Source organism: Bradyrhizobium aeschynomenes (assembly GCF_013178945.1).
GTDB lineage: Bacteria > Pseudomonadota > Alphaproteobacteria > Rhizobiales > Xanthobacteraceae > Bradyrhizobium > Bradyrhizobium aeschynomenes.
On sequence record NZ_JABFDM010000008.1, the window covers coordinates 85,990 to 108,427 of the forward strand.

21 protein-coding genes are annotated in these 22,438 nt (G+C 66.0%); 8 read left to right on the plus strand and 13 right to left on the minus strand.

What is annotated here, in order from left to right:
• Positions 1 to 22 precede the first annotated feature (22 nt).
• The 13 genes from HL666_RS22780 to HL666_RS22840 all read right to left on the minus strand — a co-directional run bounded on the left by HL666_RS22780 (position 23) and on the right by HL666_RS22840 (position 13,781).
• On the minus strand, positions 23 to 4,390 hold the full coding sequence (locus tag HL666_RS22780; RefSeq protein ID WP_172183759.1) for a baseplate J/gp47 family protein: 4,368 nt from the start codon (positions 4,388 to 4,390) through the stop codon (positions 23 to 25).
• A 3-nt stretch (positions 4,391 to 4,393) separates the two neighbouring features.
• A complete protein-coding gene (locus HL666_RS22785; protein WP_172183761.1) occupies positions 4,394 to 4,828 on the minus strand; it encodes a contractile injection system spike tip protein in 435 nt (144 codons plus the stop codon).
• Positions 4,825 to 5,241, minus strand: coding sequence for a gp25 family contractile injection system sheath assembly initiator (locus HL666_RS22790; RefSeq protein ID WP_172113888.1), 417 nt, complete (start codon positions 5,239 to 5,241; stop codon positions 4,825 to 4,827). Before HL666_RS22790 ends, HL666_RS22785 begins: the two co-directional genes overlap by 4 nt.
• A gap of 71 nt (positions 5,242 to 5,312) precedes the next feature.
• Entirely contained in the window at positions 5,313 to 6,950 is a 1,638-nt protein-coding gene (locus tag HL666_RS22795; RefSeq protein WP_172183763.1) for a phage baseplate assembly protein V, read from the minus strand.
• 9 nt (positions 6,951 to 6,959) lie between these two features.
• Entirely contained in the window at positions 6,960 to 7,667 is a 708-nt protein-coding gene (locus tag HL666_RS22800; protein ID WP_172113890.1) for a CIS tube protein, read from the minus strand.
• A gap of 2 nt (positions 7,668 to 7,669) precedes the next feature.
• Positions 7,670 to 7,834, minus strand: a complete 165-nt coding sequence (locus tag HL666_RS22805) for a DUF5908 family protein (protein WP_172183765.1) — start codon at positions 7,832 to 7,834, stop codon at positions 7,670 to 7,672.
• A 3-nt stretch (positions 7,835 to 7,837) separates the two neighbouring features.
• On the minus strand, positions 7,838 to 8,290 hold the full coding sequence (locus HL666_RS22810; protein ID WP_172183767.1) for a phage tail protein: 453 nt from the start codon (positions 8,288 to 8,290) through the stop codon (positions 7,838 to 7,840).
• A gap of 1 nt (position 8,291) precedes the next feature.
• Positions 8,292 to 8,741 (minus strand): phage tail protein, encoded by a 450-nt coding sequence (locus HL666_RS22815; protein WP_172183769.1) that lies wholly within the window; start codon positions 8,739 to 8,741, stop codon positions 8,292 to 8,294.
• A gap of 8 nt (positions 8,742 to 8,749) precedes the next feature.
• Entirely contained in the window at positions 8,750 to 9,223 is a 474-nt protein-coding gene (locus HL666_RS22820) for a phage tail protein (RefSeq protein ID WP_172113894.1), read from the minus strand.
• A 29-nt stretch (positions 9,224 to 9,252) separates the two neighbouring features.
• Entirely contained in the window at positions 9,253 to 10,938 is a 1,686-nt protein-coding gene (locus HL666_RS22825; protein ID WP_172113895.1) for a phage tail sheath family protein, read from the minus strand.
• Between the two features lie 50 nt (positions 10,939 to 10,988).
• Complete coding sequence (locus HL666_RS22830; protein WP_172183771.1) at positions 10,989 to 12,050, minus strand: hypothetical protein; 1,062 nt, start codon at positions 12,048 to 12,050, stop codon at positions 10,989 to 10,991.
• Positions 12,028 to 12,612, minus strand: coding sequence for a contractile injection system cap protein (locus tag HL666_RS22835; RefSeq protein WP_210262045.1), 585 nt, complete (start codon positions 12,610 to 12,612; stop codon positions 12,028 to 12,030). Before HL666_RS22835 ends, HL666_RS22830 begins: the two co-directional genes overlap by 23 nt.
• Positions 12,613 to 13,142: 530 nt before the next feature.
• Positions 13,143 to 13,781 carry a TetR/AcrR family transcriptional regulator gene (locus HL666_RS22840; protein WP_172183773.1) on the minus strand — a complete coding sequence of 213 codons (639 nt, stop codon included), beginning with the start codon at positions 13,779 to 13,781 and terminating at the stop codon, positions 13,143 to 13,145.
• Between the two features lie 270 nt (positions 13,782 to 14,051).
• Here HL666_RS22840 and HL666_RS22845 point away from each other — a divergent pair, with 270 nt between their 5' ends.
• Genes HL666_RS22845 through HL666_RS22880 form a run of 8 tightly spaced genes read left to right on the plus strand, consistent with a single transcriptional unit; the run spans position 14,052 to position 22,425 of the window.
• On the plus strand, positions 14,052 to 14,912 hold the full coding sequence (locus HL666_RS22845) for an FAD binding domain-containing protein (protein ID WP_172113899.1): 861 nt from the start codon (positions 14,052 to 14,054) through the stop codon (positions 14,910 to 14,912).
• A complete protein-coding gene (locus HL666_RS22850; protein WP_172183775.1) occupies positions 14,909 to 15,433 on the plus strand; it encodes a (2Fe-2S)-binding protein in 525 nt (174 codons plus the stop codon). Before HL666_RS22845 ends, HL666_RS22850 begins: the two co-directional genes overlap by 4 nt.
• A complete protein-coding gene (locus tag HL666_RS22855) occupies positions 15,430 to 17,802 on the plus strand; it encodes a xanthine dehydrogenase family protein molybdopterin-binding subunit (protein ID WP_172183777.1) in 2,373 nt (790 codons plus the stop codon). Before HL666_RS22850 ends, HL666_RS22855 begins: the two co-directional genes overlap by 4 nt.
• Positions 17,803 to 17,826: 24 nt before the next feature.
• Positions 17,827 to 19,077, plus strand: coding sequence for an ABC transporter substrate-binding protein (locus HL666_RS22860; protein WP_172183779.1), 1,251 nt, complete (start codon positions 17,827 to 17,829; stop codon positions 19,075 to 19,077).
• Between the two features lie 10 nt (positions 19,078 to 19,087).
• Entirely contained in the window at positions 19,088 to 19,960 is an 873-nt protein-coding gene (locus HL666_RS22865; RefSeq protein ID WP_172132790.1) for a branched-chain amino acid ABC transporter permease, read from the plus strand.
• Positions 19,960 to 20,961 carry a branched-chain amino acid ABC transporter permease gene (locus HL666_RS22870; RefSeq protein WP_172113908.1) on the plus strand — a complete coding sequence of 334 codons (1,002 nt, stop codon included), beginning with the start codon at positions 19,960 to 19,962 and terminating at the stop codon, positions 20,959 to 20,961. Before HL666_RS22865 ends, HL666_RS22870 begins: the two co-directional genes overlap by 1 nt.
• The gene (locus tag HL666_RS22875) at positions 20,958 to 21,713 is read left to right on the plus strand and encodes an ABC transporter ATP-binding protein (protein WP_172113909.1); all 756 of its coding nucleotides are present in this window, start codon (positions 20,958 to 20,960) and stop codon (positions 21,711 to 21,713) included. Before HL666_RS22870 ends, HL666_RS22875 begins: the two co-directional genes overlap by 4 nt.
• A complete protein-coding gene (locus HL666_RS22880; RefSeq protein WP_210262046.1) occupies positions 21,706 to 22,425 on the plus strand; it encodes an ABC transporter ATP-binding protein in 720 nt (239 codons plus the stop codon). Before HL666_RS22875 ends, HL666_RS22880 begins: the two co-directional genes overlap by 8 nt.
• The last annotated feature ends 13 nt before the right edge of the window (positions 22,426 to 22,438 follow it).

Consider the following 22,438-nt stretch of genomic DNA (forward strand, 5'->3'; position numbering starts at 1 on the left):
ACCCGCGATCATGTGTGAGTGTCTAACCGATGATGAAATCAAGCTCGATCTTCATGTAGTTGATGCCTTTGAACTGATCGGCCGGGAAGATCTCGTCGGCGATCAGATCGATCTCGTGCCGCCGCGCGGCGACCAGCACCGCGTCCGGCCGCTCGGACCCGACGCTGTCGCCGTCCGGGCCGCCCGGAGGAGCCAGGGTGAAGACCTCGCCGTCCTCGCTGGAGAACAGCTTGATGCCGGCGACGTAGTCGACATAGGACCGCTGGTCGATGAAGTTGACGATGCTGCTGGCATAGATGCGGCGCCCGATCATGATGTCGGCGCCGTCGTCGAACGCCCATGGCGAGAGGAAGCGGTTGAGGTCCTCGTTCAGCCGCTCCTTCCACAGCGCCGGATTGCTCTGATCGACGAAGCGGACACCGACGCGGATCCGGACTTGGACGTATCTGGCGTTCTCGACGCTCAGCCGCGCCGATCCCGGCAGCAGCGGCGTCAGGTAGGCCGCGACGTCGGCGAGCAGCGCCGATGCGGCCTTGGGCTCGAACGGATCGAACAGGCTCTTGCCGCGAATGTCCGGAATGACGATCAGCCTGACGAGGCCGAGCGCGTCGCGCCTGTCGATCGCGGCCTCGTTGGAGGTCGCCGGCAGGCACTTCACCTTGTAGATCTCCGGGAAACGGCGCAGCACGAGCCGCTCATAGTCCCAGGCCGTCACCGCACGCTGCTTGTGCCGCAGCCGCTCGCTCGACGACGCATGGAAGCCCACGGGATCTTCCGCCGCACGTCCGCCGAACGAGGCGTAGGGCTGATGCACGGCGGCGACGCCGGGCAGCGGCGCGAACAGCGACTTGATGGTCTTGGGCGGCAGCGGCGTGAGGTCGACGGCCGAGGCGTTCAGCTCACGGGTCGCGAGCGCCGCCTGCGGATGGATCGCGATGGTGTCGCAAACCGCGGCGGCGCCGATGGCCGCGCTGGCGCGCAGCCAATACGGCCCTGCGGGAAGCCGTGCATCCGGCACTGCCTGCGGGAGAGCGAAGGTGATGATCCCCGAATTGATCAGCCCGCGCGTGCCGTCCTGCAGCATGGCTTCGCCGGGCAGATCGACCCAGCCGTTCCGGTCGAGCACGCTCCAGCGGATGGCAGGCGGGTCGACATCGGCATTGGCGCTGCCTTCGGCCATCTGAAACAACAGCGACAAAGTCTCCGGCGGACGCAGACCTTCGAGGCCGATCAGCAGCTCGCCCTCATTGCCGTAGTCGGGGAGCAGGGGAGAGCCGTTCGCGGCGGCGCTGAGCTCGGCGATCCCGAACGGATGCAGGTGGAACACCATGTCCGATGCCGGCCCCTGCTGATAGGCCTCCATGCGGATCTCGTGCCCCGCCAGCAGATCGAGCGTGAGCGATTTCAGCTTCGGTGCATAGGGCAGGCCGACCGTGTAGCTCGCTGCATTGATGGTGCCGCCGCTCTTGGCGAACACGGCCGTGTCGACCGCGAGCGCGATCGCCTTGGTGGCGGCCAGCCCGGCATACTCGCGATGGCCGAAGCCGATGGCGAGCTCCAGCCGCAGTGCGTGCGGAAGGTTGCGCGCGGTCGCCGCCGCTGTTTCCGGCGGCGGTAAGGTGTAAGCTTGCACGGCATCGCTGACGCTCGTGATCTCGAGTGTCTGCGGCTTGCTGGCGTCCTGCGTGCGCCGCGCCCTGTCGGTCACGAACAGGGCGCCGGCCCCGCCTTGCGCCGTGACCAGCGGGCCGTCGACCAGGCTGACCTTGGCCGTGAACGGGCCGGCGAGCTGATAGGCCGCGTAGGTCGCGTTCAGATCGGGTGGGCCGCCCATCCAGTCGAGCCGCAGCTTGACGGCCCGCAACCGCTTGTTCTGCAGATCGGGATGTCCGATCCAGAAGGTGGCGCCGGCATCCGGCTGCGGCCCGAAGGGCTCGAACGGCCGCTTGCCGTCGAGCGGACCGAGATCGTTCTCCAGCACCAGGGGGCCGAGCGGCTCGCCGCTCTGCGCCGGCTGCACGTAGGATCCGATCGCCGCGCGCATGTGGATGCGCGCGATCCGCAGCGAGCGCAGCCGGGCATAGCGGATCACCCAGCGGCCGAGCGTGCCGTCCCAGATCTGGCGCAGCATCAGCCGGACGGCGGGCCATGGACATGAGGCGAGTGCCTGATCGCCCGGCAGCGGTGCGATGGCTGGCATGGTCGTGGGTAGCGTCAGGCGAACGCGCAGGCCGATCAGGGTGGTCGTGCCGGGGATCGGCGCGATGTCGTCGAGCTTGCTGTAGTCGACGGCGCCGTCGCCTGTCATCTCCACCTTGTCGGCGCCGAGGGTGACCCAGCCGTCGGCGGTGCTGACCTGCACCGAGAAGGGCTGCTCGGGCGCGGCAACGATCGGGCCGCCGCCATCATCGTAGAAGCCGAAAGTCAGGATGATCTGCCGCGTTCCTGCGCTGAGCGCGAACAGCGGCGAGCCGATCACGAGGCCGATCGTTTCCGGCGGCGGCTGCTCGGGGGATTGTGCCGGTGCGGCGCCGAACGTTTTCCAGCGCTGCTCCAGCGCGGCGCTCGGATGCACCGTCGTCGCGTCTGCCTGGGGATACAGATTGAGCCAGTCCTGTCGCTGCGGCCGCGCCGTGGGCAGCTGCGTGCGCTTGCGCGAGGCGCGTTCGAGGATGTCGTAGACTTGCACCCATTGCTCGGTGCTTGCGGTCTTCGGCGCATCCGCGACCCTCCTCAGGGTCTGCATGTCGGCAGCGGAGGCCCAGTCCTTCAGCTCCTCCAGCAATTGCGGCGTGGTGGCGCTGGGCGACGCCCCGGCAGCATCGGCCAGGATCGACTGCAGGCCCGCGGCGGGATCGGCAGCCGCCTCGCGCCGCTTGCGTATCGCATCGCGCCGTGCAGCAACCACCTTGTTCTGCAACGCATCTTCGAGGGTGCCGTAGACCTGCTGCCATGCACGCTCGGAGACGTTCGCCTCCGGCTGATCGGCCGTCGCCATCATGGCCGCGAAGGCCTCGGCCGACATGAAGGCATAGGCTTCCAGGTTGCGCACCGCCGCTGCATAGCCGTCGATCGAGGTTGCGCCCGTCGGCGTGTAGTCGATGGTGCCGATCGCCTCCTTCATGTTGGTCGCGAAGTCGGCGGGATCGATCACCTTGAGCCGGTAGTTCGAATCCTTGCGCTTGTCCTGGCCGGCATGTTCGAGCAGCCCGTTGATGACACGCCAATCGGCATCGGAGGCCCGTTTGAGGTCCATCATCGTGACGAAGGTCGCAACCGGCATGTGCAGCTTTTGCGTGATCGCATCCTGCACGTCCTGCCGATAGCGCTGCACGTAGAGATCGTCGACGGTCGTGATCTCGGGCAGGCCCGCGAGGTTCGGCGTGCCGTTCAGCGCGGTCGCGAGATTGGCGTTGAAGTCGCGCGGATTGGCCGGGTTGAGAACGAAGTTAGGGTCGTGCCGCGCATCGCGGCCCGCCGCCTGCAGGATCGCATTGATCCTGGCCCAGTCGGCGCCGGCATTGTCGCGGGTGCGCTTGCGATCGATCAGCTCGCGCAGCTCATAGTGCTGCAGGTGCAGCGCCGTGGGGGCGAACGCGACCAGGGCGGCGAGCGACTGCAGCAGCGGATAGGTGACCGGCTTGCCGCCATAGAGCGGCAGCGGCCCGCCCGGCGAGGGCTCGCCGAGCGCGAGCCGCAGCATGGCGAGGAACCGATCCTCCTTGGTGCCGAGCGCGCCCTTTCTCGGATCGCGCGCCTCCGGCAGCCCGATGACGAGCTTGTCGGTGAACACCGTGGCGAGCCTGCTGACTTTCGCGCGGTTGACGACGACATCGGCGTCCGTGCGGAAGAAGCGCTCGCGCTTGGCGGAGTCGCGCCCGGCCGGAAGCCTGGTGCCGGCGGGGATCTGCACGGCATGCGCACCATTGGCGAGATCGAACAGCACGAATGCGCGATCGGGCACCGGCAGCTTCGGGGCGAGCCGCAGCACGTCGCGATAGTAGTAGTCGAGATGGCGGGGGACGATCCCATTGAGCGCGTTCCGGGCGGTGTCGAGCAGCTTGAACAAGGCAAGCAGCAGCACCAGATGCGGCCGTCGCAGCTGGTCGTCGGAAACCGTGCCCGGATTGTCGATGAAGGCGAGGATCTGATCGTCGCTGAGCTCGCCGAGCAGGCCCGACCAGTCGCCGACGGGATCGTTGTCGGCGTCATAGTAGGTCACCTTCTCGACGTAGCCGCGCAGGAATGTCAGCAGGTCACGCGTCGTCCGCTCGTCGATGCCGACGCCGTCCGGATAGCGGTCGGAGACGATCCTGGTGGCTAGCAGCCGCGCGAGCTGGCTGGTGCCGTCACGCCGGGGCGAAGGAATCTCGGCGGGCGGCTGCACCATCGCTTACCCCGCCTTCACGCTGGTTTCGGCCGCAACGAAGCTGCCCTTGCCGGTGTAGCTCGTCGTCGCGTCCGGAATGGGCGAGCCGGGCCCCGGCGGCGGCTGCATCGCCGGCGCCGCGACGGTGAAGCGTGCGGTGAACGAGCTTCCCTTGAGCAGCAGCTTCTTGGCTCCTGACTGGCAGGTTGCCGCCTTCTGGTCTCCGGCCAGCGCGGCGATCGAGAGTGTTCCGGTGCCCGGGATCGAATAGGGACCGGCCGTGTACATGCAGCCGGCGACGGACACGCTGCTCTCGTCGCCGGCGACGCAGGCGAGCTTGCCGGCGACCCGGGCCTTGCCGCTCGCGGTGATCGGACCGGGGCGCACGACGACGGTCGCCGCACCGAAACCCGGCTCGAAACTCGCCATGTCGCCATCGATCACGATCACGTCGCTCACGGCACCGCTCTCGTCGCTTCGTTGAGGTAATAGGGATAGACCATGTTGAAACGGGAGTTGTTGGTGCGAACCGTGAAGCGGATCGCGATCAGCACGAGGCCGGGGGTCTGGCCGTCGGTGCTGACATCGACGCCGTCGAGCCGGATGCGCGTCTCGTGATAGAGGATCGCATCCGACACCGCCTCGCGGATCGAGGTCAGCAGCGTCTGGTCGATCTCCTCGAACATGTAACGCGAGACGTCGCAGCCGAAATCCTGCCGCATCACGCGCTCGCCCAGCGCCGTGCCGAACAGGATCGTCAGGCTCTGAACGATGTCGTCGTCGCCGGCGACCATGGCGACGTCGGAGCCGTTCGGTCCGAACTGCGGCGGAAACGCCCAGCCGCGCCCGAGATAACCGGCCGATGCCGTCATGTCCGATCCGTTCGGTGTGAGTTGAAGCTCCGCATGCAGTTCCTCCCGCGAGCCCTTTGAATCGGTTCAAATCAGTTCAGGTCGATCGTGCTGCCCTTGATCTTGATCGCGCCCTTGGCCTGGATCACGAGATCCTTGCCCGAGTCGATGGTGATGCCGCTGGCGTCGAGAACGAGCTTGTTGTTGTTCTTGTCGGACAGCGTGATGGTGCCGCCGTCGTCGTCGAGGATGACGGTTCGTCCGCCCGGCGTGCTGATCGTGATCGACGGCTTGTCGGCCTCCGACAGGACGATGCGCGTGTTCTGCTTGCCGACGAGACCCTTCTGCTTGGCATCGGTGAACCCCTCCGGCAGCTTGTTCTTGCTGCCCCAGAGGCGGCCGAGCACGACCGGATGCCTGGGATCGCCGCCGAGAAAGCCGACCAGCACTTCGTCCCCCGGTTCCGGCCGCACGCAGAAGCCGCGCTTGTCGCCGGCATCGGGACTGGCGATGCGCGCCCAGAGCGGTTTGGGCGGATCGGTGAGGACGGAGGAGACGCTGACCTGGATTCGGCTCTCGCCATCCGGATCTTCGTCCGAGGAGTCGGCAATGGTGCCGAGATGCAGTCCCGAGATCGGCGGCAGCAGGCCCCCGGCGGCCATGTCCGAAAGCTCGGGCAACCGGCCCGCGGGCTCGGCGGCGAGACCGAATTGCAGGTCGGTCGAGAAACCGTGCGTATCGATGCGATGGCGTACGCCCGTGACCAGCGCCTTGCCGTCGAACAGGTCGCCGAGCCCGTTCAGCTGGGCAATGTCCATCGGCTTTGCAGCGGGAAGCCCTGCCACCGACATGCGGCCGCGGATCAGCGCGAGCCGCGCACGGGCCGCGCGCGCATTCGTCCACGCTTTCACTTCGTCGGGCTGAAGAGGCACCATATGGGTGAGGCGAACGGGCCCCATCCCGAGTTCATCGCCGATCGATGCCGTTCCGATCTCCCCCTGCGGCAGGCTCAACGTCTCCGCCGCGGCAGGTTCAGCCGCCGCGAGCGCCTTCGGGTCCCACGCAACGCCGTCGATGCTCGGCGCCTGGCTCGCCGCGTCGAGCTCGAAATGCAGGTCGGTGATCGGGTCGAGCCCGAGCGAGAAGCTGTGCGCCGGCTCGCCGTCGACGGCGAGTTTCTTCAGCGACACGGCCCCGTCGAAGGCGACGACGCCGAGCCCCTGCGCATCGGCGCGAGTCAGGATGAAGTCCCAGTCGGTGCAGTCATGCTGCACCAGGGCTTTGTGCGTTGGGGTCGTATCGGGCGCGTCATCGACGGTCAGCTGCGCGTCGCCGACGATGGCGCGGATCGCGTCGCTATCGGGAGTGTCGGTCCAGATCCGGTTGTGGCGCGCGCCGGTGAGCTTGACCGTCTTGTCCTTGACGACCACGTCGAGCGTCGGCAGGCCCTCGCGCGTATGGACGAACAGAGCGGTGACGAGGCCCTTGAATACGCTGACGTCGTCCTCGCCGGCGCGGCGCAGCTTGATCTCGACCTCGGCCGCCGGCTTGAACGGACCGCCCGCCATCAGCGGCGCCTCGTCGGCCACGGGGCCCTTGGCGTGAATCGACAGCATCGCGGTGGGAATGCGGTTCACCGCCCGCATCAAGTCGATCGACAGCGGCGCCAGGTTCGGCGGCAGCGCAGCTCCCGCGACGAGGATGGTGGGAATGGTGAAGCCGTCGGGCACCTCGAGCTCCTAGCGCGACAGCGGCGGAAAGATCAGCGTGCGGCCCGGCTCCAGGCCGCGCAGATGATTGAGCCCGTTGGCACGTGCGACCCGCGGCGTATGCACCGCGCTGCCGTAGACGGCGTGGACCAGCAGCGGCAGCGTATCGCCGCCGCGCACCAGCCGGGCATGGGACACGTCGGGCGAGGTGAAGGCAAGCTGCGACTGCTGCTTGGCGACGTCATCGTCCGCCGCCAGGCTCAGCACCAGCTCGGCCCGCAGCGGCGAGCCGTCGCGCTCGAAGCTCGTGTAGTTGATGGTGACGGTGGTGAGGCGGCAGTTGAAGCTGAACTTGCCCCATTTCAGGTTCAGGTAGCTCGGCTCGTGCGTCTCGCTCTGCGGCTGGTAGGCGATGGCAAGGAAGCTGTCGATGCGGTCCTTGACCGTCTTGGTGTCCGAGAACAGGTTGACGAGTCCCATCTCTTCGACGCCAGTGCCATCGAGCAGCAAAGTGAGCTCGATCGCGCTCGGCTGTGTCCGGATGAAGGTCGCGACCTGCTCGGCGCCGCCGGCCGCCTTGCCGGGCTCGAACAGGTTGCTGTTGGTCTGGCTCAGGGTTTGCGGATTGAACATCGCCACGAAGGGTGAGCCGTCGATCTCCTTGCTCTTCGAGCGCTTGGCATCGGCGAAGGCGGAGATCTGCAGCTTCTCGAGCTTGAAGAGGTCGGGAAAACCCATGATCAGCGCTCCTTCTCGCGGCGCAGGATGCGCAGCGTCTCGTCGACGCAGGCCTGCACCAGTGCGTCGCGGTCGAACGACGGGGCGTTCGCGGCGGGACTGCGCGCGTCGACCTTGTGCGGATCGACCACGGCGCGGATGATCAGCTCGCGGATCTCGACAGGCATGGCTCAGAGCCTCATGATCTGCATGCGGGTGTAGGCCAGCTCCATCGTGTCGATCACGACGCCGTTCTGCCCGGCATCGAGATCCGACGTCGCCCATCGCACCGGATAGGTGTTGAGGAACATCCATCCCGCCGTCGGCGCGCCGCTGTCGTCGAACAGTGTCACCAGCACGTTGGAGGCGGAGAATTTGAACAGCGACAGCGACACGTTGAACTCGATGTCGAGCGGCGAGATCAGCGGTGCGCTACGCTCCAGCACCAGGTTCTGGTAGCCGATGGTCTCGGGAAAGCGGTGCGTGTAGAGGTTCTGCCCGCCCTCGGCGTGCGTCTTCAGCGACACCGTCGCGCCCAGCCCCGACACCTTCTGGAAACGAATGTCGATCGGGTTGGGCACGAGTCCGCCGACGAAGAAGAACACGCCGAAGCGGAAGCTTAAGGGGAGGTCCTTGACCGGCATGTCACAGATACTCGACGGAGATTCCACTGGCGAGCAGGTCGATCGTCTCGATGGCGATCTGCGTGCTGTTGACGTCGAAGCTCGGCGCTGAGAGCTTGACCGGGATCGCCTCCTTGACGTGCCAGACGACGACCGGCGTTCCCGCCTCGTCGCACAGGCTGATGGCGAGCGCCCGCGCGGTTGGCGGATCCGCCGTCAGCCATTGCGACAGGAAGTTGCCGCCGGGCATCACGCCCTTCTTCAGCGTCACCGTGCTGTGGCTTCGCTTGGGGACGCGCGTCACGTCCTCGCCCTCCCAGCGGCTGAAGCCGTGCCGGTAGGTCACGGTCTCGTACTCGCTGACGAGCCCGGACACCTCGACGAAGCTCGCCGAGTCCGAATCCACCGCGACCTGGAAATTGTAGCCGGGCAGCGGATAGAGCAGTTTCTGCGTCGTCTTGTCGTCGGGCATCGGCGTGATCAGCCTTCAGTCATGGTGATGGCGTCGGCGCGCAGCTCGAGCGATTCGACGGCGACCTCGTTCGACTTGGCATCGAAGGCGGGTCCGTCGAGCTTGGTCGGGAAGGCGTTGATCACGGTCCAGCTGATGACCGGCTTGCCCTGCTCGTCGCACAGCCGGATGACGACGTCCTTCTTCTCGACCTGGTTCAGCGAGACGGTCTTGATCCAGCTGTAGAGCGCCGAGACGCTCGCCGTGCGCGCCACCCCCTTTTTGAGCGTGATGTTCACCGGCTGCGGCTGCGATGGCATGTGGATGATCCGCGGACCGGCGCTGCCGCCGCCGGTCGGGCTTTCCTTGAAGGTCGTGACCTCATAATGGATCGACAGGCCGGACACCTCCGAGAACGCTACGGCGTTCGGACCGATCTCGACGCGGAAGTTGTAGACCGGCAAGGGATAGGTGGCCTTGATTTCGCTGGCGCTGACAGCCATCGGTGCGCTCCTCTATCGGTTCTGGTCGATCAGGCTTGCTGTAGCTTGTGCATGAAGCGCAGCACGATGAACTCGGCCGGCCTGACGGCGGCGATTCCGATCTCGACGATCAGCCGGCCCTCCAGCACGTCCTGCGGCGTCATGGTCTTGCCGAGGCCGACATTGACGTAATAGGCCGCCTCCGGCGTCGAGCCGGCGAGCGCGCCGCGTTCCCATAGCGAATAGAGATAGCTCTCGATCATGCCCCTGACCTTGAGCCAGGTGGTGGCATCGTTCGGCTCGAACACGGCGAAGCCAGAGGCCTTGCGGGTGTTCTCCTCGATGGTGATGAAGAGGCGGCGGACCGGGACGTAGCGCCATTCATTGTCGTTGCCGGCGAGCGTGCGAGCGCCCCAGACGATGGTGCCCTTGCCGGTGAAGTCGCGGATGGCATTGATCGATTTGCCGGCGGTCGGGTCGACGTTGAGGGATTCCTGATCGGCATCCGTCATCTTCTTGTCGACACCGATCATGGCCATGACGCCGACATTGGCCGGTGCCTTCCACACGCCGCGGTCGCGATCGACGCGTGCATAGATGCCGGCGATGGCGGCGCTCGGCGGCAAGGTCACCCGCTGGCGGCTGAGCGCGTCCTTGATCTGGTTGTAGCGCGCGGTATCGTTGAGCTTGATATCGCCCAGGGCAGGCGTCGGCGGTGCGCCGCCGCCGACCTTCACGAGATCGGCGCCGTCGCCGGCCGGTGTCGGCTGCAGCGCTGCCGAGCCGTTACCCTGCTGACGGATGTCGAACCCGGCCGTCGCCAGCCCCGCCTTGACGGTCGCCCAGCGATCGACCACCTGCTTGGCGGTCTTGCCGCCGGCGATGTTGGTGATCACCAGCGTCGGCTTGCCATTGCTGATGGTGATGTCGATTGCCTGCGCATTGTCCCCGCCGACGAGCTGGACCTTGGGCGTCGCCGCCTCCAAGCCCTGGAAGGAGACCACCATGCCGTTCGGATCATTGGCAGGAAATGCCACCTCCTTGATCGTCGGCGGCACCTGTGCGTCGGTGATCTTGACCTGGATCTTGCTCTCGTCGATGGCAAAGTTCAGCGACGTGCGCAAATAGGGATGATAGGCGGCGCCGTAGGACAGGTAGTCGATGCCAATCTGGTTCCGGAATGCGGCGACGTCGCCCTTGGGAACGTCGAGAATGGTGAAGCGGTCCTTGAGCCGCGCGCATTGGCTCAGCGCGGCCTGGGCGATCTCGAAATAGTCGCCCGCGGCGAGCAGCACGGCGTCGGTCAGAACGATCAGCGTCGGCTCATCCTCCAGGGCGAGCAGGTTGAGGGCCTTGAGGAAGTCGGCCTTGGCGAGGGCACTCGCATAGTCGCCGAGCGAGAAAATGTAGCAGGGGCCGCCGCCATTGGCGAAGTAGTGGCTGACGGCGTAGTAGAGCAGCCGGTCCGGGCTCGGCCCGTTCGCTGCTCCGGGATCGACAAGATCCACCGTGGGCAGGCCGGATGCCGGATCAGTCTTGGTCGAGGCGACGAAAGCGGTCGGCTTGGCGCCGCCGAACGTGGCCATGTATTCCAGCAGCGAGCTGATCCGCGCCATCGCCGGACCCTTCTCGGTGTATCCCAGGAAGGCCGGGATCGCGGTCGACACTTCGGCCACGGACGGCGGCAATCGGGAGATCTCTTCGACGTAGACGCCCGGAGTCTTGTAGATCGGCATGACAATGCACCTTCGGAACGTGGTGAGGAGAGGCGGAAGCGGTCAGTTCGTCAGAGCGATAAGACCTGGTAGCGGACCATCTGGCGCGGTGCCGCCGCGTCGGTTTGCAGCAGCACGAGGCGATCAGGCGGAGGATTGGGCAGACGCGTCAGCAGCGCCGTGTTGTTGAGCCGCAGCTCGAGCGCCGCGAGTGGCGCATCGCGCGCAGGGATCGGCGCATCCGATATCAGGCGCATGACGCGCCGACCCGGATAACGTCGGAGCAGGTCCGTGCCGGCCGGATCGAGGCTGGCCGTCGCCGCGGTCAATTCGGTCCGGCCGGCATCTGATACGCTGATTGCGCGCGGTCCGTTGCCGGGAGAGGCATCGACGACGCCCAGCGTCGAGAGGTCGCCGGAGAAATCCGTCACCACGTAATAGGCCCAGCGCGAGTCGGCAGAATTCAGCGAGATGAGGAAGGCCCGCGGCGCCGGCATCGGCTTCAGCAGCGGCGCATTCAGCGTCAGCGCGATCTCTGCGAGTGCGCCCCGCGGCATCGCTGCACGGACGGGGTAGGTGACCTGGAATGCGGTGCCGCGCGGCACGGCGGACGTGTCGATCGTAAGGCGCTTGGAAGCAGGGATGACGCTTTTGGCAGGACCTGCGCCGGCCACCGTCACGTCCGCCGGCGTGGTGCCGTCAAGCGGCGTGCCGGCGAGCACGAAGGGCTCCACAGTAGCCGGGGTCGAGACGAGGAGGCTCTCGCGCGCCGTGGCGCGGCGCGTGGTCAGGCGAAGCGGCAAGGGATCGGCCGGGGCGACGCCATCATTGGTGAACAGCGGCGCAGGCTGCTGCGCGAGATCGCTGAGCCTGGTGATCGCCGCATAGCCGGATCCGCGCGGCTGAAGCGCAAAGTCCAGCGACACTGGCGCAGCCGCTGCGGCGATCGCAGCGCCCTTGGCGTCAAGCTCGGCAAACACGCGAATGCGGTCGGCGAAGCTCTTATGTGTGAGCCGCAGCCGCGCCATGGCGGCCTCGGTCGGCGCGGACGGCACGATCGCGAAATCGCTGCAGCGCAGATCGGCGTAGTAGTCGTGTGTCACACGCAGGTCAAAGAGGGGGGCTGACGGCATGTTCCAGCCTCCGTTCGGGCGGCCCGGACACCGGCCGCGTCATCTCTTCCTGACGATCCTCGAAGACGAGCATGCGCACGCGATAGAGCAGGGACGGTTGGAATGCGGCGCGAAGCGCGTTCCAGAGATCGTTCTGCTCGTTGAGTGGAAGCGTCACGAGCTCCAGCGCCAACTGCGGGATGCCGGCCGGCATGTTCGGCATCGTCTGGCGGTCGAGCACCGGGTGCGACTGAAAGAAGGTGATGATCTGCGACAGCCGCGCCAGCGCCTGCTCATATTGCTTGAAGCGCGCCACGAACAGCACGCGCATGTTGAGACGGACATCGGGCTGGATACGGTAGGCCGTACCGTCGGCGCCCAACCGCTGATAGGGATTTGCCGCGCGCAGGATCGGCTCCTGCTCGACATTGATGAGCATGGTGGTGACGGCGCCCATGCGGAACGAGATCGGGTCGGTCTTGTCACCGTCGAGAAAAATCACGGCATCCTCGGCCGGCGCCGCGTGACCCGGAACAGCAGGCCCCGTCAAATGCGCATTGAGCAGGTCGCGAAGGAAAATCATCGCTTGATCAATCACGTCCCGCTCCGCAACTAACAGCTGGAAACGACGTAGCGAAGGCTACCGCGACCAAGCGGTCGCGATATAACGCTCAGGGCCGCCGACTTGGCGGCTCGATCAGGCCGTGAGTCTCGCACCACATGATCATTAAGCGTGTGTGTGCGGACCAGTCGATGTGGTTCAGGTCGTCAATGAGGTTTGCGTCGAAAACAACAAATAGAAAGCATCGAAATATTCAACCACGATAACTTCAGTCGCCGAACGCGTCAAGTTGCAGCGATACCACCTGAGGTGATCGACGTCGAGCGATCATGCGAGCGAACGGAGATCGACGGCCGGTCAGAGAGTGCGACACGCGCGTGACAGACGCCGCATGACGGTGTCATGCAACCTGTGTCGGATCCGCGCAGCGGGCGGGTTCGTTGCGATGCATGATGGAGCGAAACGTCGCACTCTCGACAGATCGGGAATGCTCATGAGTTGAGGATGCAGCGACTGATGATCGATCGCGCAAACGGGAAAGGGCAGGCCGATCATCGGGCGGGACCAGGCTCGCCGTCCTGCAGGATCTTCGGAAGCGAGAGGCGTGCGCCGTCCAGGAAAAGCTCGATGGCATCGCGCACGGTCTGCTCGAGATCGGATGGCACCGGTGTTTCATAGATGAACTTGCGTATTGCCAGATAGAAGATGCGGCCGTGCAGGCCCCAGAACATCTCCGTCTCGCGGCTGCCGAGCGGGCGTGACAGGGTGTCCGGCAATGCCAACTCGTGGCGCAGCTCGATCGCCGCCGGTTCGATGATCTCGCGGCGGACGAGGTCGAGATAACGTCCGGCGATTCCGAACGACTTCATCCCGGAGAAGACGAAGATCCGCACCCAATTGTATTCGAACACGCGGGCGACGTAGTCGAGATAGAAGCTCGTGAGCCGCACCTGCAGCGGCTGGCGGCGGTCGCGGATCAGTGGGGCCCAGTCCTGAGACCAGCGGCTCAGATAGACCTCCTGATAGACCCGCTCGATCAGCGCTTCCTTGCTCGGAAAGTGCCGGTAGATCACCGAATGGGCAATGCCCATGCGCTTGGCGAGCTCTCTCGTCTGGCCCTCGAAGCCGCGCTCGGCGAAGAAGCGGATCGCTTCATCGACGATCAGCCGCTCGCGGTCGGCGGCGCGCATGTTGCGGCGCCGGGTCTGTGAGTGAGCTTCAGGTTGCCGCGTGCGTCCTCCACGCACACGGCCGGCCGCCTTATTGGCGCTCGTCGTCTTCGGAGTTCTGACCATGTCCTGAATCGTTGCCGCAGGGAGACTGCTTGATAGCCGAAAGCAGATTTGTGACCAATCGTTCGTTTCCGGTTGACCGCGAAGGTATGGCCGTGCAACTGTTTTGAGACCAGATGGTCACAAATCTGGAGTTCGGGCTGGCGAGCCCAGGCAGCGAGGAAATGGATGAAAGCGAGGGCTTTCAGCTATCACCGTGCACATTCGGTCGACGACGCGCGCGAGGCTCACGCGCGGAGCGGCGACGATGCGCGCTACATCGCCGGCGGGCAGAGCCTCGTCCCCGCCTTGGCGTTGCGCCTTCAGGCGCCACGAATTCTAATCGATATCAACCACATCGAAGAGCTGCGCGGCGTCCGTTGCGACGGCGAATGGCTGCGCATCGGCGCCCTGACGCGGCACTGCGAGATGTTGACCGATCCGCTCATCGCCGAGTTTGCGCCGCTGCTGCGTGCCGCGGCTCCGTTCGTCGCCCATCCTGCCATCCGCAATCGCGGCACGCTGGGCGGCAGCGTCGCGCTGGCGGACCCGGCGTCCGAGTTTCCCGCCATGATGCTGGCGCTCGATGCCGAGATCGAGATCGCGGGCACCTCGGGCCGGCGCCGCGTCAGGGCCGATGACTTCTTCATTGATCTGTTCGAGACGGCCGTGGGGCCGGGCGAGATCGTGACGGCGATCTTGGTGCCGCGCTTCCGCTGCAACCAGCGCATCTGCTTCGACGAACTGGCGCGGCGCCGTGGCGATTATGCGCTGGTCGGCTGCGGCATGTTGGCGACCTGCAAGGATGGCCTGGTCGAAACCATCCGCATCGCCTTCTTTTCGGTCGGCAACGTGCCGACCCGCGCCAGGTCGGCCGAAGCTGTGGTGAGTGGTGCTCGTATCGATGCCGATCGGATAGTTGCGGCGCAGGCCGCGCTCGATCGCGATCTCGCGCCTCCGGAGAGCGACGAGGTGCCACCGGCCATGCGCCTGCATCTGGCGCGGGTGCTGCTCGGCCGGCTGCTGGCGCGGATGAGCGAGGCGGCATGAGCAGCGAGATCGACGATGCGGAAGAGGCGGTGCGGGTTCGCTTCACGGTCAATGGCCGTAAGGTCGCCTGCGAGGTCGCGCCGCGGGACACGCTGGTCGACTGCCTGCGCAATGCTCTCGAATTGACCGGAACGCATGCCGGCTGCGAGATGGGGGCCTGCGGCGCCTGCTTGGTGCAGCTCGACGGCCGTGCTGTCCACGGCTGCCTGATGTTCGCCGTGCAGGCCGATGGCGCCCGGATCGATACCATCGAGGGGCTCTCCGAAAGCGGCGCGATCGCCGATCTGCAGGCGGAATTTCATCGACGCAATGCGCTTCAGTGCGGGTTCTGCACGCCGGGCATGCTGATCAATGCCCACGAACTGCTGTCCCGGCTCACGGAGCCGAGCCGCGCCGCGATCCGCGATGCGCTCTCCGGAAATTTCTGCCGTTGCACCGGCTATGAGGCGATCGTCGACGCGATCGCTGCGGTGGCCGACGCTCGCGCCGCGAAGGCGTCGCAAGAGGGCTCGCCGGGATGAACGCGCTCACCTCGCTCGACCGTCCGAACTCCTATATCGGCCGCTCGGTGCCGCGGCCGAATGCGAAGCGCCTGCTGGCCGGGCGCGGCCGCTATGTCACCGACATTCGCCTGCCGCGCATGCTGCATGCAGCATTCCTGCGCAGCCCATATGCGCATGCACGGATCATCAGCATCGACGTCGATGCCGCCCGTGCGCTCGCGGGCGTTCATCTGGTCGCCACCGGCGCGGATATCGCGAGGATCTGCGCGCCCTGGACCGGCACGCTCGATCATTTCAAGGGCATGACCTCGGAGCCGCAGCTGCCGCTGCCGCTCGATCGCGTGGTCTGGGCTGGGCAGGCCGTCGTCGCCGTCGTCGCCGAGAGCAGGGCGCTTGCCGAGGATGCGCTGGAGCTGATCTCGATCGGCTACGAGGAACTGCCCGCCGTGGTCGATCTCGACGCGGCGCGCCAGCCTGGAACGCCGCGGGTCAATCCGTCCGGAACCTCCAACATCTGCTTCCGCACCCAGCTCGACAGCGGCGGGGTCGACGAGGCTTTCGCCTCGGCAGCGCATGTCGTCGAGGAGGAGTTCAGTTTCGGCCGTCACACGCCGGTCACGCTGGAGCCGCGCGCCATCGTCGCGGACTACGATGCCGAGAGTGGCTCGCTCACCGTGCACCACGCCACGCAGACGCCGTATCAGTTCCAGGATCTCTACGCGCGTCACTACGGCATCCCGGAAGCCCGCGTGCGGGTCATCGCACCTGATATCGGCGGCTCGTTTGGCATGAAGCTGCATGTCTACCACGAGGACATGGCGGTGGTCGGACTGTCGATCCTGCTCGCACGTCCAGTGAAATATGTCGCCGACCGCATCGAGTCGTTCGTGTCCGACATCCATGCCCGTGATCATCACGTCCGGGCGCGGATGGCCGTCGATGTGGAGGGCAAGATCCTCGCCATGGACATCCACGATGCCACCGCGATCGGCGCGTTCTCGACCTATCCGCGCACCAGCGTGGTCGAGGGCAACCAGGTGGTCCGCCTGATCGGCGCGCCCTATGACTTCAAATCCTATCGCGCCGTGCTGGAGGTCGTGTTTCAGAACAAGGTGCAGACCAGCCAGTACCGCGCCGTCGGACACCCGATCGCTTGCGCGGTGACTGAGCGCATGGTCGATCTGGCGGCCAGCCAAGTCGGGATCGACCCGTTCACGATGCGGGCCAGGAACGTGATTGCCGACAATGCCTATCCGACGGCATCGCCGACGGGTTACAAATTCGAGGCGCTGTCGCACGAGATATGCTTGCAGCGGCTGCGCGGGATCATGGACTACGACGCGCTGCGCACCGAGCAGGCCGAGCTGCGTCAGCGCGGCATTCATCGCGGCATCGGGATCGCCACCTTCGTCGAGATCACCAATCCGAGCCCTGCCTTCTACGGCGTTGGCGGCGCGCGCATCTCCTCGCAGGATGGCGCGACCCTCAGCCTGACGCCGTCGGGCGAGGTACGCTGCGCGATCTCCGTCACCGAGCAGGGCCAGGGCACAGAGGCGATCATCGGCCAGATCGTCGCCGACCAGCTCGGCGTCGCTCAGGACCACGTCAAGGTCATCACCGGTGATACCGAGGTCACGCCGCATGGCGGCGCGACCTGGGCCTGCCGGGGCGCCGGCATCGGCGGCGAGACCGCTCTGCAGGCCGCGCGCCGGCTCAAGGCCAACATTCTGGAGATCGCGGGCCTGATCCTGCAGGAGCAGCCGTCGGCGCTGGACATCATCGATGGGCAGGTGGTCGGTGTCGCCACGGGACAGCTGCGCCTGCCGGTCGCCGAGATCGCGCGCATCGCCTATTTCCGGTCCGACACATTGCCGCCGGGCACCCAGGCGCAGCTCACCGTCAGCCATCACTTCGCGCCGCAGGGCTATCCGTTCGCCTTCACCAATGGCATCCAGGGCTGCTATCTCGAGGTCGACGTCCACACCGGCTTCATCAAGCTCTTGAAGCATTACGTCGTCGAGGATTGCGGCCGCATCATCAATCCGATGCTGGTCGACGAGCAGCTGCGCGGCGGCGTCGTGCAGGGGCTCGGCGCTGCATTGTTCGAGGAATGCCGCTACGGTGAGACCGGTCAGCTGCTCAACGGCTCGCTCGCCGATTACCTCGTGCCGATGGCGATGGAGATGCCCGACATCATCATCGACCATGTCGAGACGCCGACGGCCGACACCATTCTCGGCGCCAAGGGCTGCGGCGAGGCCGGCACGGCGGCGGCGTCCGCCTGCGTGCTCAATGCGGTCAACGACGCATTGGCGCCGCTTGCCGCGTCCATCAATGCCATTCCGATCACGCCCGCGCGTGTGCTCAAGGCACTCGGTCGATACTAAAACAACAAGTTGAGGGAGGACATCATGCCAAGCTACGAGACGAAGTCGCGACGAGCAGGACTATCCCGCCGTACGGCGCTCATGGGACTGTCGGCGGGCGTCGCCACGCTCGCGATGCCGCGGCTGGGCCGCGCCGCCGACGACACCATCCGCATCGGCTTCCCGACGCCGCTGACCGGCCCGTTCGCGGCCGAGGCTCGGGACCAGGTGAAGTGCGCGGAGCTTGCGGTCAAGCTGGTCAACGACAAGGGCGGCATCGGTGGCCGCAAGGTCGAGCTGCTGGTGCGCGACGACAAGCTCAACGCCGGAGAGGCCGCGACGCGGACGCTCGAGCTGATCGAGAAGGACAAGGTGCACGCCATCGTCGGCGCACTATCCAGCGCTGTCCAGCTCGCCGTCAACGAGGTGACGCGCGCACGTGGCGTGATCTATGTTTCGATCAGCCAGTCCGACACCATCAACGAGGCCAAGGATTTCAGCAAATACACCTTCCACGAGGCGCTCAATCCGCACATGACCACGGCGGCGGTTGCGCGTCAGACCATCAAGAAGGGCATGAAGGTTGCGCACCTCGTCGCGGACTATGCCTATGGTCATGAGATGCTGCGCGGCTTCAAGCGTGCGCAGGCCGCGATCGGTGCCGAGAGCGTCGGCGAGATCCTGCATCCGTTCGGTGCGGCCGACTACTCGACCTTCATGCCGCGCCTGATGTCGCTGCGCCCGGACGTGCTGTGTATCAGCAATTTCGGCCGCGACCAGGCCAATGCGATCAAGCAGGCGGTCGATTTCGGCATCAAGCAGCAGATGAAGATCGTGGTGCCCGTGATCCTGCACAACCAGCGCCTCGCCGTCGGTCCCGACGTGTTCGAGGGCGTCGTCGGCGGCGCCAACTACTATTGGGGGCTGGAGACGCAGAACAAGACCGCGGCCGAGTTCAACAAGGCGTTCCGCGCAGCCAATGGCGGCGCGATCCCGACCGACTACGGTGCCTACGGCTATTCCGGCGTCGGCTCCCTGCTGCAGGCGATGCAGGCGGCCGGCGGCACCGACACCGATAAGGTCGTTACCGCCCTGGAGGGCCTGCAATACGACCTGACCAAGGGGACGCAGCGCTACCGCAAATGCGACCACCAGTCGGTGCAGTCGGTGTTGGTGCTGGAGTCGAAGAAGAAGTCGGCCATGGCCAATGATAACGATCTGTTTGCCATCGTGGCCAGCGATCCCGGTGCGGACGAGATGCTGCGCAGCTGTGGCGAGCTCGGCCACGCGACCTGATGCCGGGCGCATGGACCTGTCTCTGATCATCATGCAGTTGTTCTCCGGCATCGCCCTCGGGGCGGTGCTGGTGATCACGGCGCTCGGCCTGACCATCGTGTTCGGCATGCTGGGCGTCGTCAACTTCGCCCATGGCGCGCTGTTCATGATCGGCGCCTATGCGGGTCTGTATCTGGCGTCGCTGACCGGCAGCTTCTGGTGGGGGCTGCTGCTTGCCCCCGTGCTGGTCGGCGCCTTCGGCATGCTGATCGAGTTCGTGTTGGTACGGCGCCTGTATGGTCGATCAATCGATGATCCCCTGCTGCTCACCTTCGGTCTCAGCTACATCCTGGTCGAGGGCGTACGCATCGTATTCGGCAGCGACGGCATTCCGTTTCCGACGCCGTCACAGCTGATCGGCGTCGTCGATCTCGGCGTCGGTTTCTTTCCGAAATATCGTCTGTTCGTGATTGCGCTGGTGGCGGTCGTGCTGCTGCTGCTTTGGCTGATGCTGGAGAAGACGCGCGTCGGCCTGATCGTCCGGGCCGGGGCGCGTGACCCGCAGATCATGCGCGTGCTCGGCGTCGACATCGGCAAGGTGTGGCTCGCGATCTTCGGCCTCGGCGTCGGACTTGCCGCCCTTGGCGGCGTGCTGGCTGGGCCGATGCGCAGCGTCAATCCCGAAATGGGAACGCTGGTGCTCGCAGAAGCCTTCGTCGTGACCGTGATTGGCGGCCTTGGGTCCATCGTCGGCGCCGTCGTCGCCGGGCTGATGGTCGGCATCTGCATCAGCATGGTGGCGCTGTTCGCGCCCGAAATGGCGACGATCGTGATGTTCGCGCTGATGGCGGCCGTGCTGCTCGTCCGGCCGCAGGGCCTGTTCGGCCTCAAGGGGAGGGCGTGATGACCGTGCAGTCGACCGGCGAAGCACCGTCGCTGTCCCAAAGCCGGCGCCTGTTTGCGGTCCTGTCGGATCACCGCGTGCTGGTCTCGCTCGTTGCGCTCGCATTGCTGCCCTGGCTGCTGCCTTCGAAGGCGCTCGCCGTCAATGTCCTTATCTACGGCGTCGTGGTGATGGGCTACAATCTGCTGTTCGGCTACACCGGGCTGCTGTCGTTCGGCCATGCCGCCTTCTTCGGCACCGGGGCGTATCTGACCGGCATCGCCATCAGCCGCTGGGGCCTGCCATGGTTCGCTGCGGTGCCGCTGGCGATCGTCGCAAGCACCGTGCTGGCGGCGCTGATCGGGACGATCTCGACGCGGACCCGCGGCATCTATTTCTCGATGGTCACGCTCGCCTTGGCGCAGCTCGTCTATTACCTCGCGTTGCAGGCGTCGTCCTTCACGGGCGGCGAGAACGGGCTGCGCGGCTTCACCGTCGATCGCATCAATCTGCTGGGTTGGCAGGTCAACTTTCTTGATCCCGTCAATAAATACTACGTCCTGATGGCCTTCGCGGCGCTGGCGCTCTGGGTGCAGTCGCGCATTCTCAATTCGCCGTTCGGCGCCGTCATCGAGGCAATCCGTGAGAACGAGCAGCGGGCGCGCGCCTGCGGCTATGACGTCGAGCGCTGCAAGCTGATCGTGTTCATGCTGTCGGGCGCAATTTCGGCGATCGGCGGCAGCATGTCGGCACTGCATCTGTCGATCGTGCCGCTCGATTCCCTGCACTACCAGACCTCGGGCATGATCGTGATGATGGTGCTGCTCGGCGGCGCCCGCAGCTTCTTCGGGCCGTTCATCGGCGCGGCGACCTTCCTGATCCTGGAGGATGTCGTGTCGCTGTGGACGCCGCATTGGCAGATCGTGGTCGGCGCGATCTTCGTCGTATTCGTGCTGTTCCTGCCGAAGGGCATCTGGGGCACGCTGCTGGATCTTCTGCCGTTTGCGAGGGAGCGGCGATGAGCACGGCGCTGTTGCAGGCCGAGGGCATCGGCCGCCGCTTCGGCGGCTTCACCGCCCTCGAGGGTATCTCGGTGTCGTTCGCGGCCGGCGAGCTGACCTCGATCATCGGGCCGAACGGCGCGGGCAAGAGCACGTTCTTCAACATCCTGTCCGGCACCCTGTCGCCGAGCCTGGGCACCTTGCGCTTCAAAGGCCGCGAGCTCAACGGCCTGCCGCAGCATCGTTTCGTCCACCAGGGCATCTCGCGCTCGTACCAGATCACCAACATCTTTCCCGATCTGTCGGTGCACGAGAACGTGCGGGTCGCGGCGCAGGCGATGCATGTGAGCTACGACATCTGGCGCAGGCGCGCCGATCTCGTTGAGCTGAGCGAGCGCGCCGACGCGGCGCTGACAGCGGTGGGGCTGATCGGCAAGCGCGGCGAGCTGGCCAAGTTCCTTGCCCATGGCCAGCAGCGCGCGTTGGAGATCGCGATCGCGCTGGTGTCGGAGCCCGAGCTGTTGCTGCTCGACGAGCCCACGGCCGGGATGGGGCCGGAAGAGACCAAGGACATGGTTGCGCTGCTGGAGAGGCTGGCTGAGAAGCGGACGGTGCTGCTGGTCGAGCACAAGATGAAGATGGTGTTGGGCCTGAGCCAGCGGGTGCTGGTGCTGCATCATGGGCGGCTGCTCGCCGATGGCAAGCCGGAGGACATCCGTGCCAACGCCGAAGTGCGCCGCGTTTACCTGGGACAGAGTGAAGGCTATGGCTGAGACTGCATTGCTCGAGCTCGATCGGGTCCAGGCCTGGTACGGCGCCAGCCACGTTCTGCACGGCATCACGCTGCGCGTGAACGAGGGCGAGGTGGTCGCGCTGGTCGGGCGCAATGGCGCCGGCAAGACCACGACCCTGCGCGCCGTGATGGGACTGATACCCAAGGCCGAGGGCCGCGTGCGCTTCGCCGGCCGGGACCTGCTGCCGTTGCCGGCGCATCGGCGCTTTCATCTCGGGCTCGCTTACGTGCCGGAGGAGCGGCGCATCGTGCCGGGCTTGTCGGTGCGGGAGAATCTGCGGCTCGGGCTCGTCGCGGCCAAGGCCGAGATCGACGAGCGCGCGGCGTTCGCTGAGATCGCTGAGACCTTTCCGCGCCTGCGCGAGCGGCTCGATCAGGAGGGCGTCACCTTGTCCGGCGGCGAGCAGCAGATGCTGGCGATCGCGCGCGCCCTGATCGCGCGGCCGCGCATGGTGCTGCTCGACGAGCCCTCGGAAGGCATCATGCCCGTGCTGGTCGAGGAGATGGGCGTGCTGTTCCGGCGGCTGCGCGACCAGGGCAAGACCTTGCTGCTGGTCGAGCAGAACGTCGAATGGGCGCTGCGGCTCGCCGATCGCGCCGTCATCATCGACCAGGGCGAGGTCGTACACGAGAGCAGCGCGGCGGCGTTGCTCGCCGACAAGGACATCCAGGATCGCTATTGCGCGGTGTGAGGGTCCTGGCATC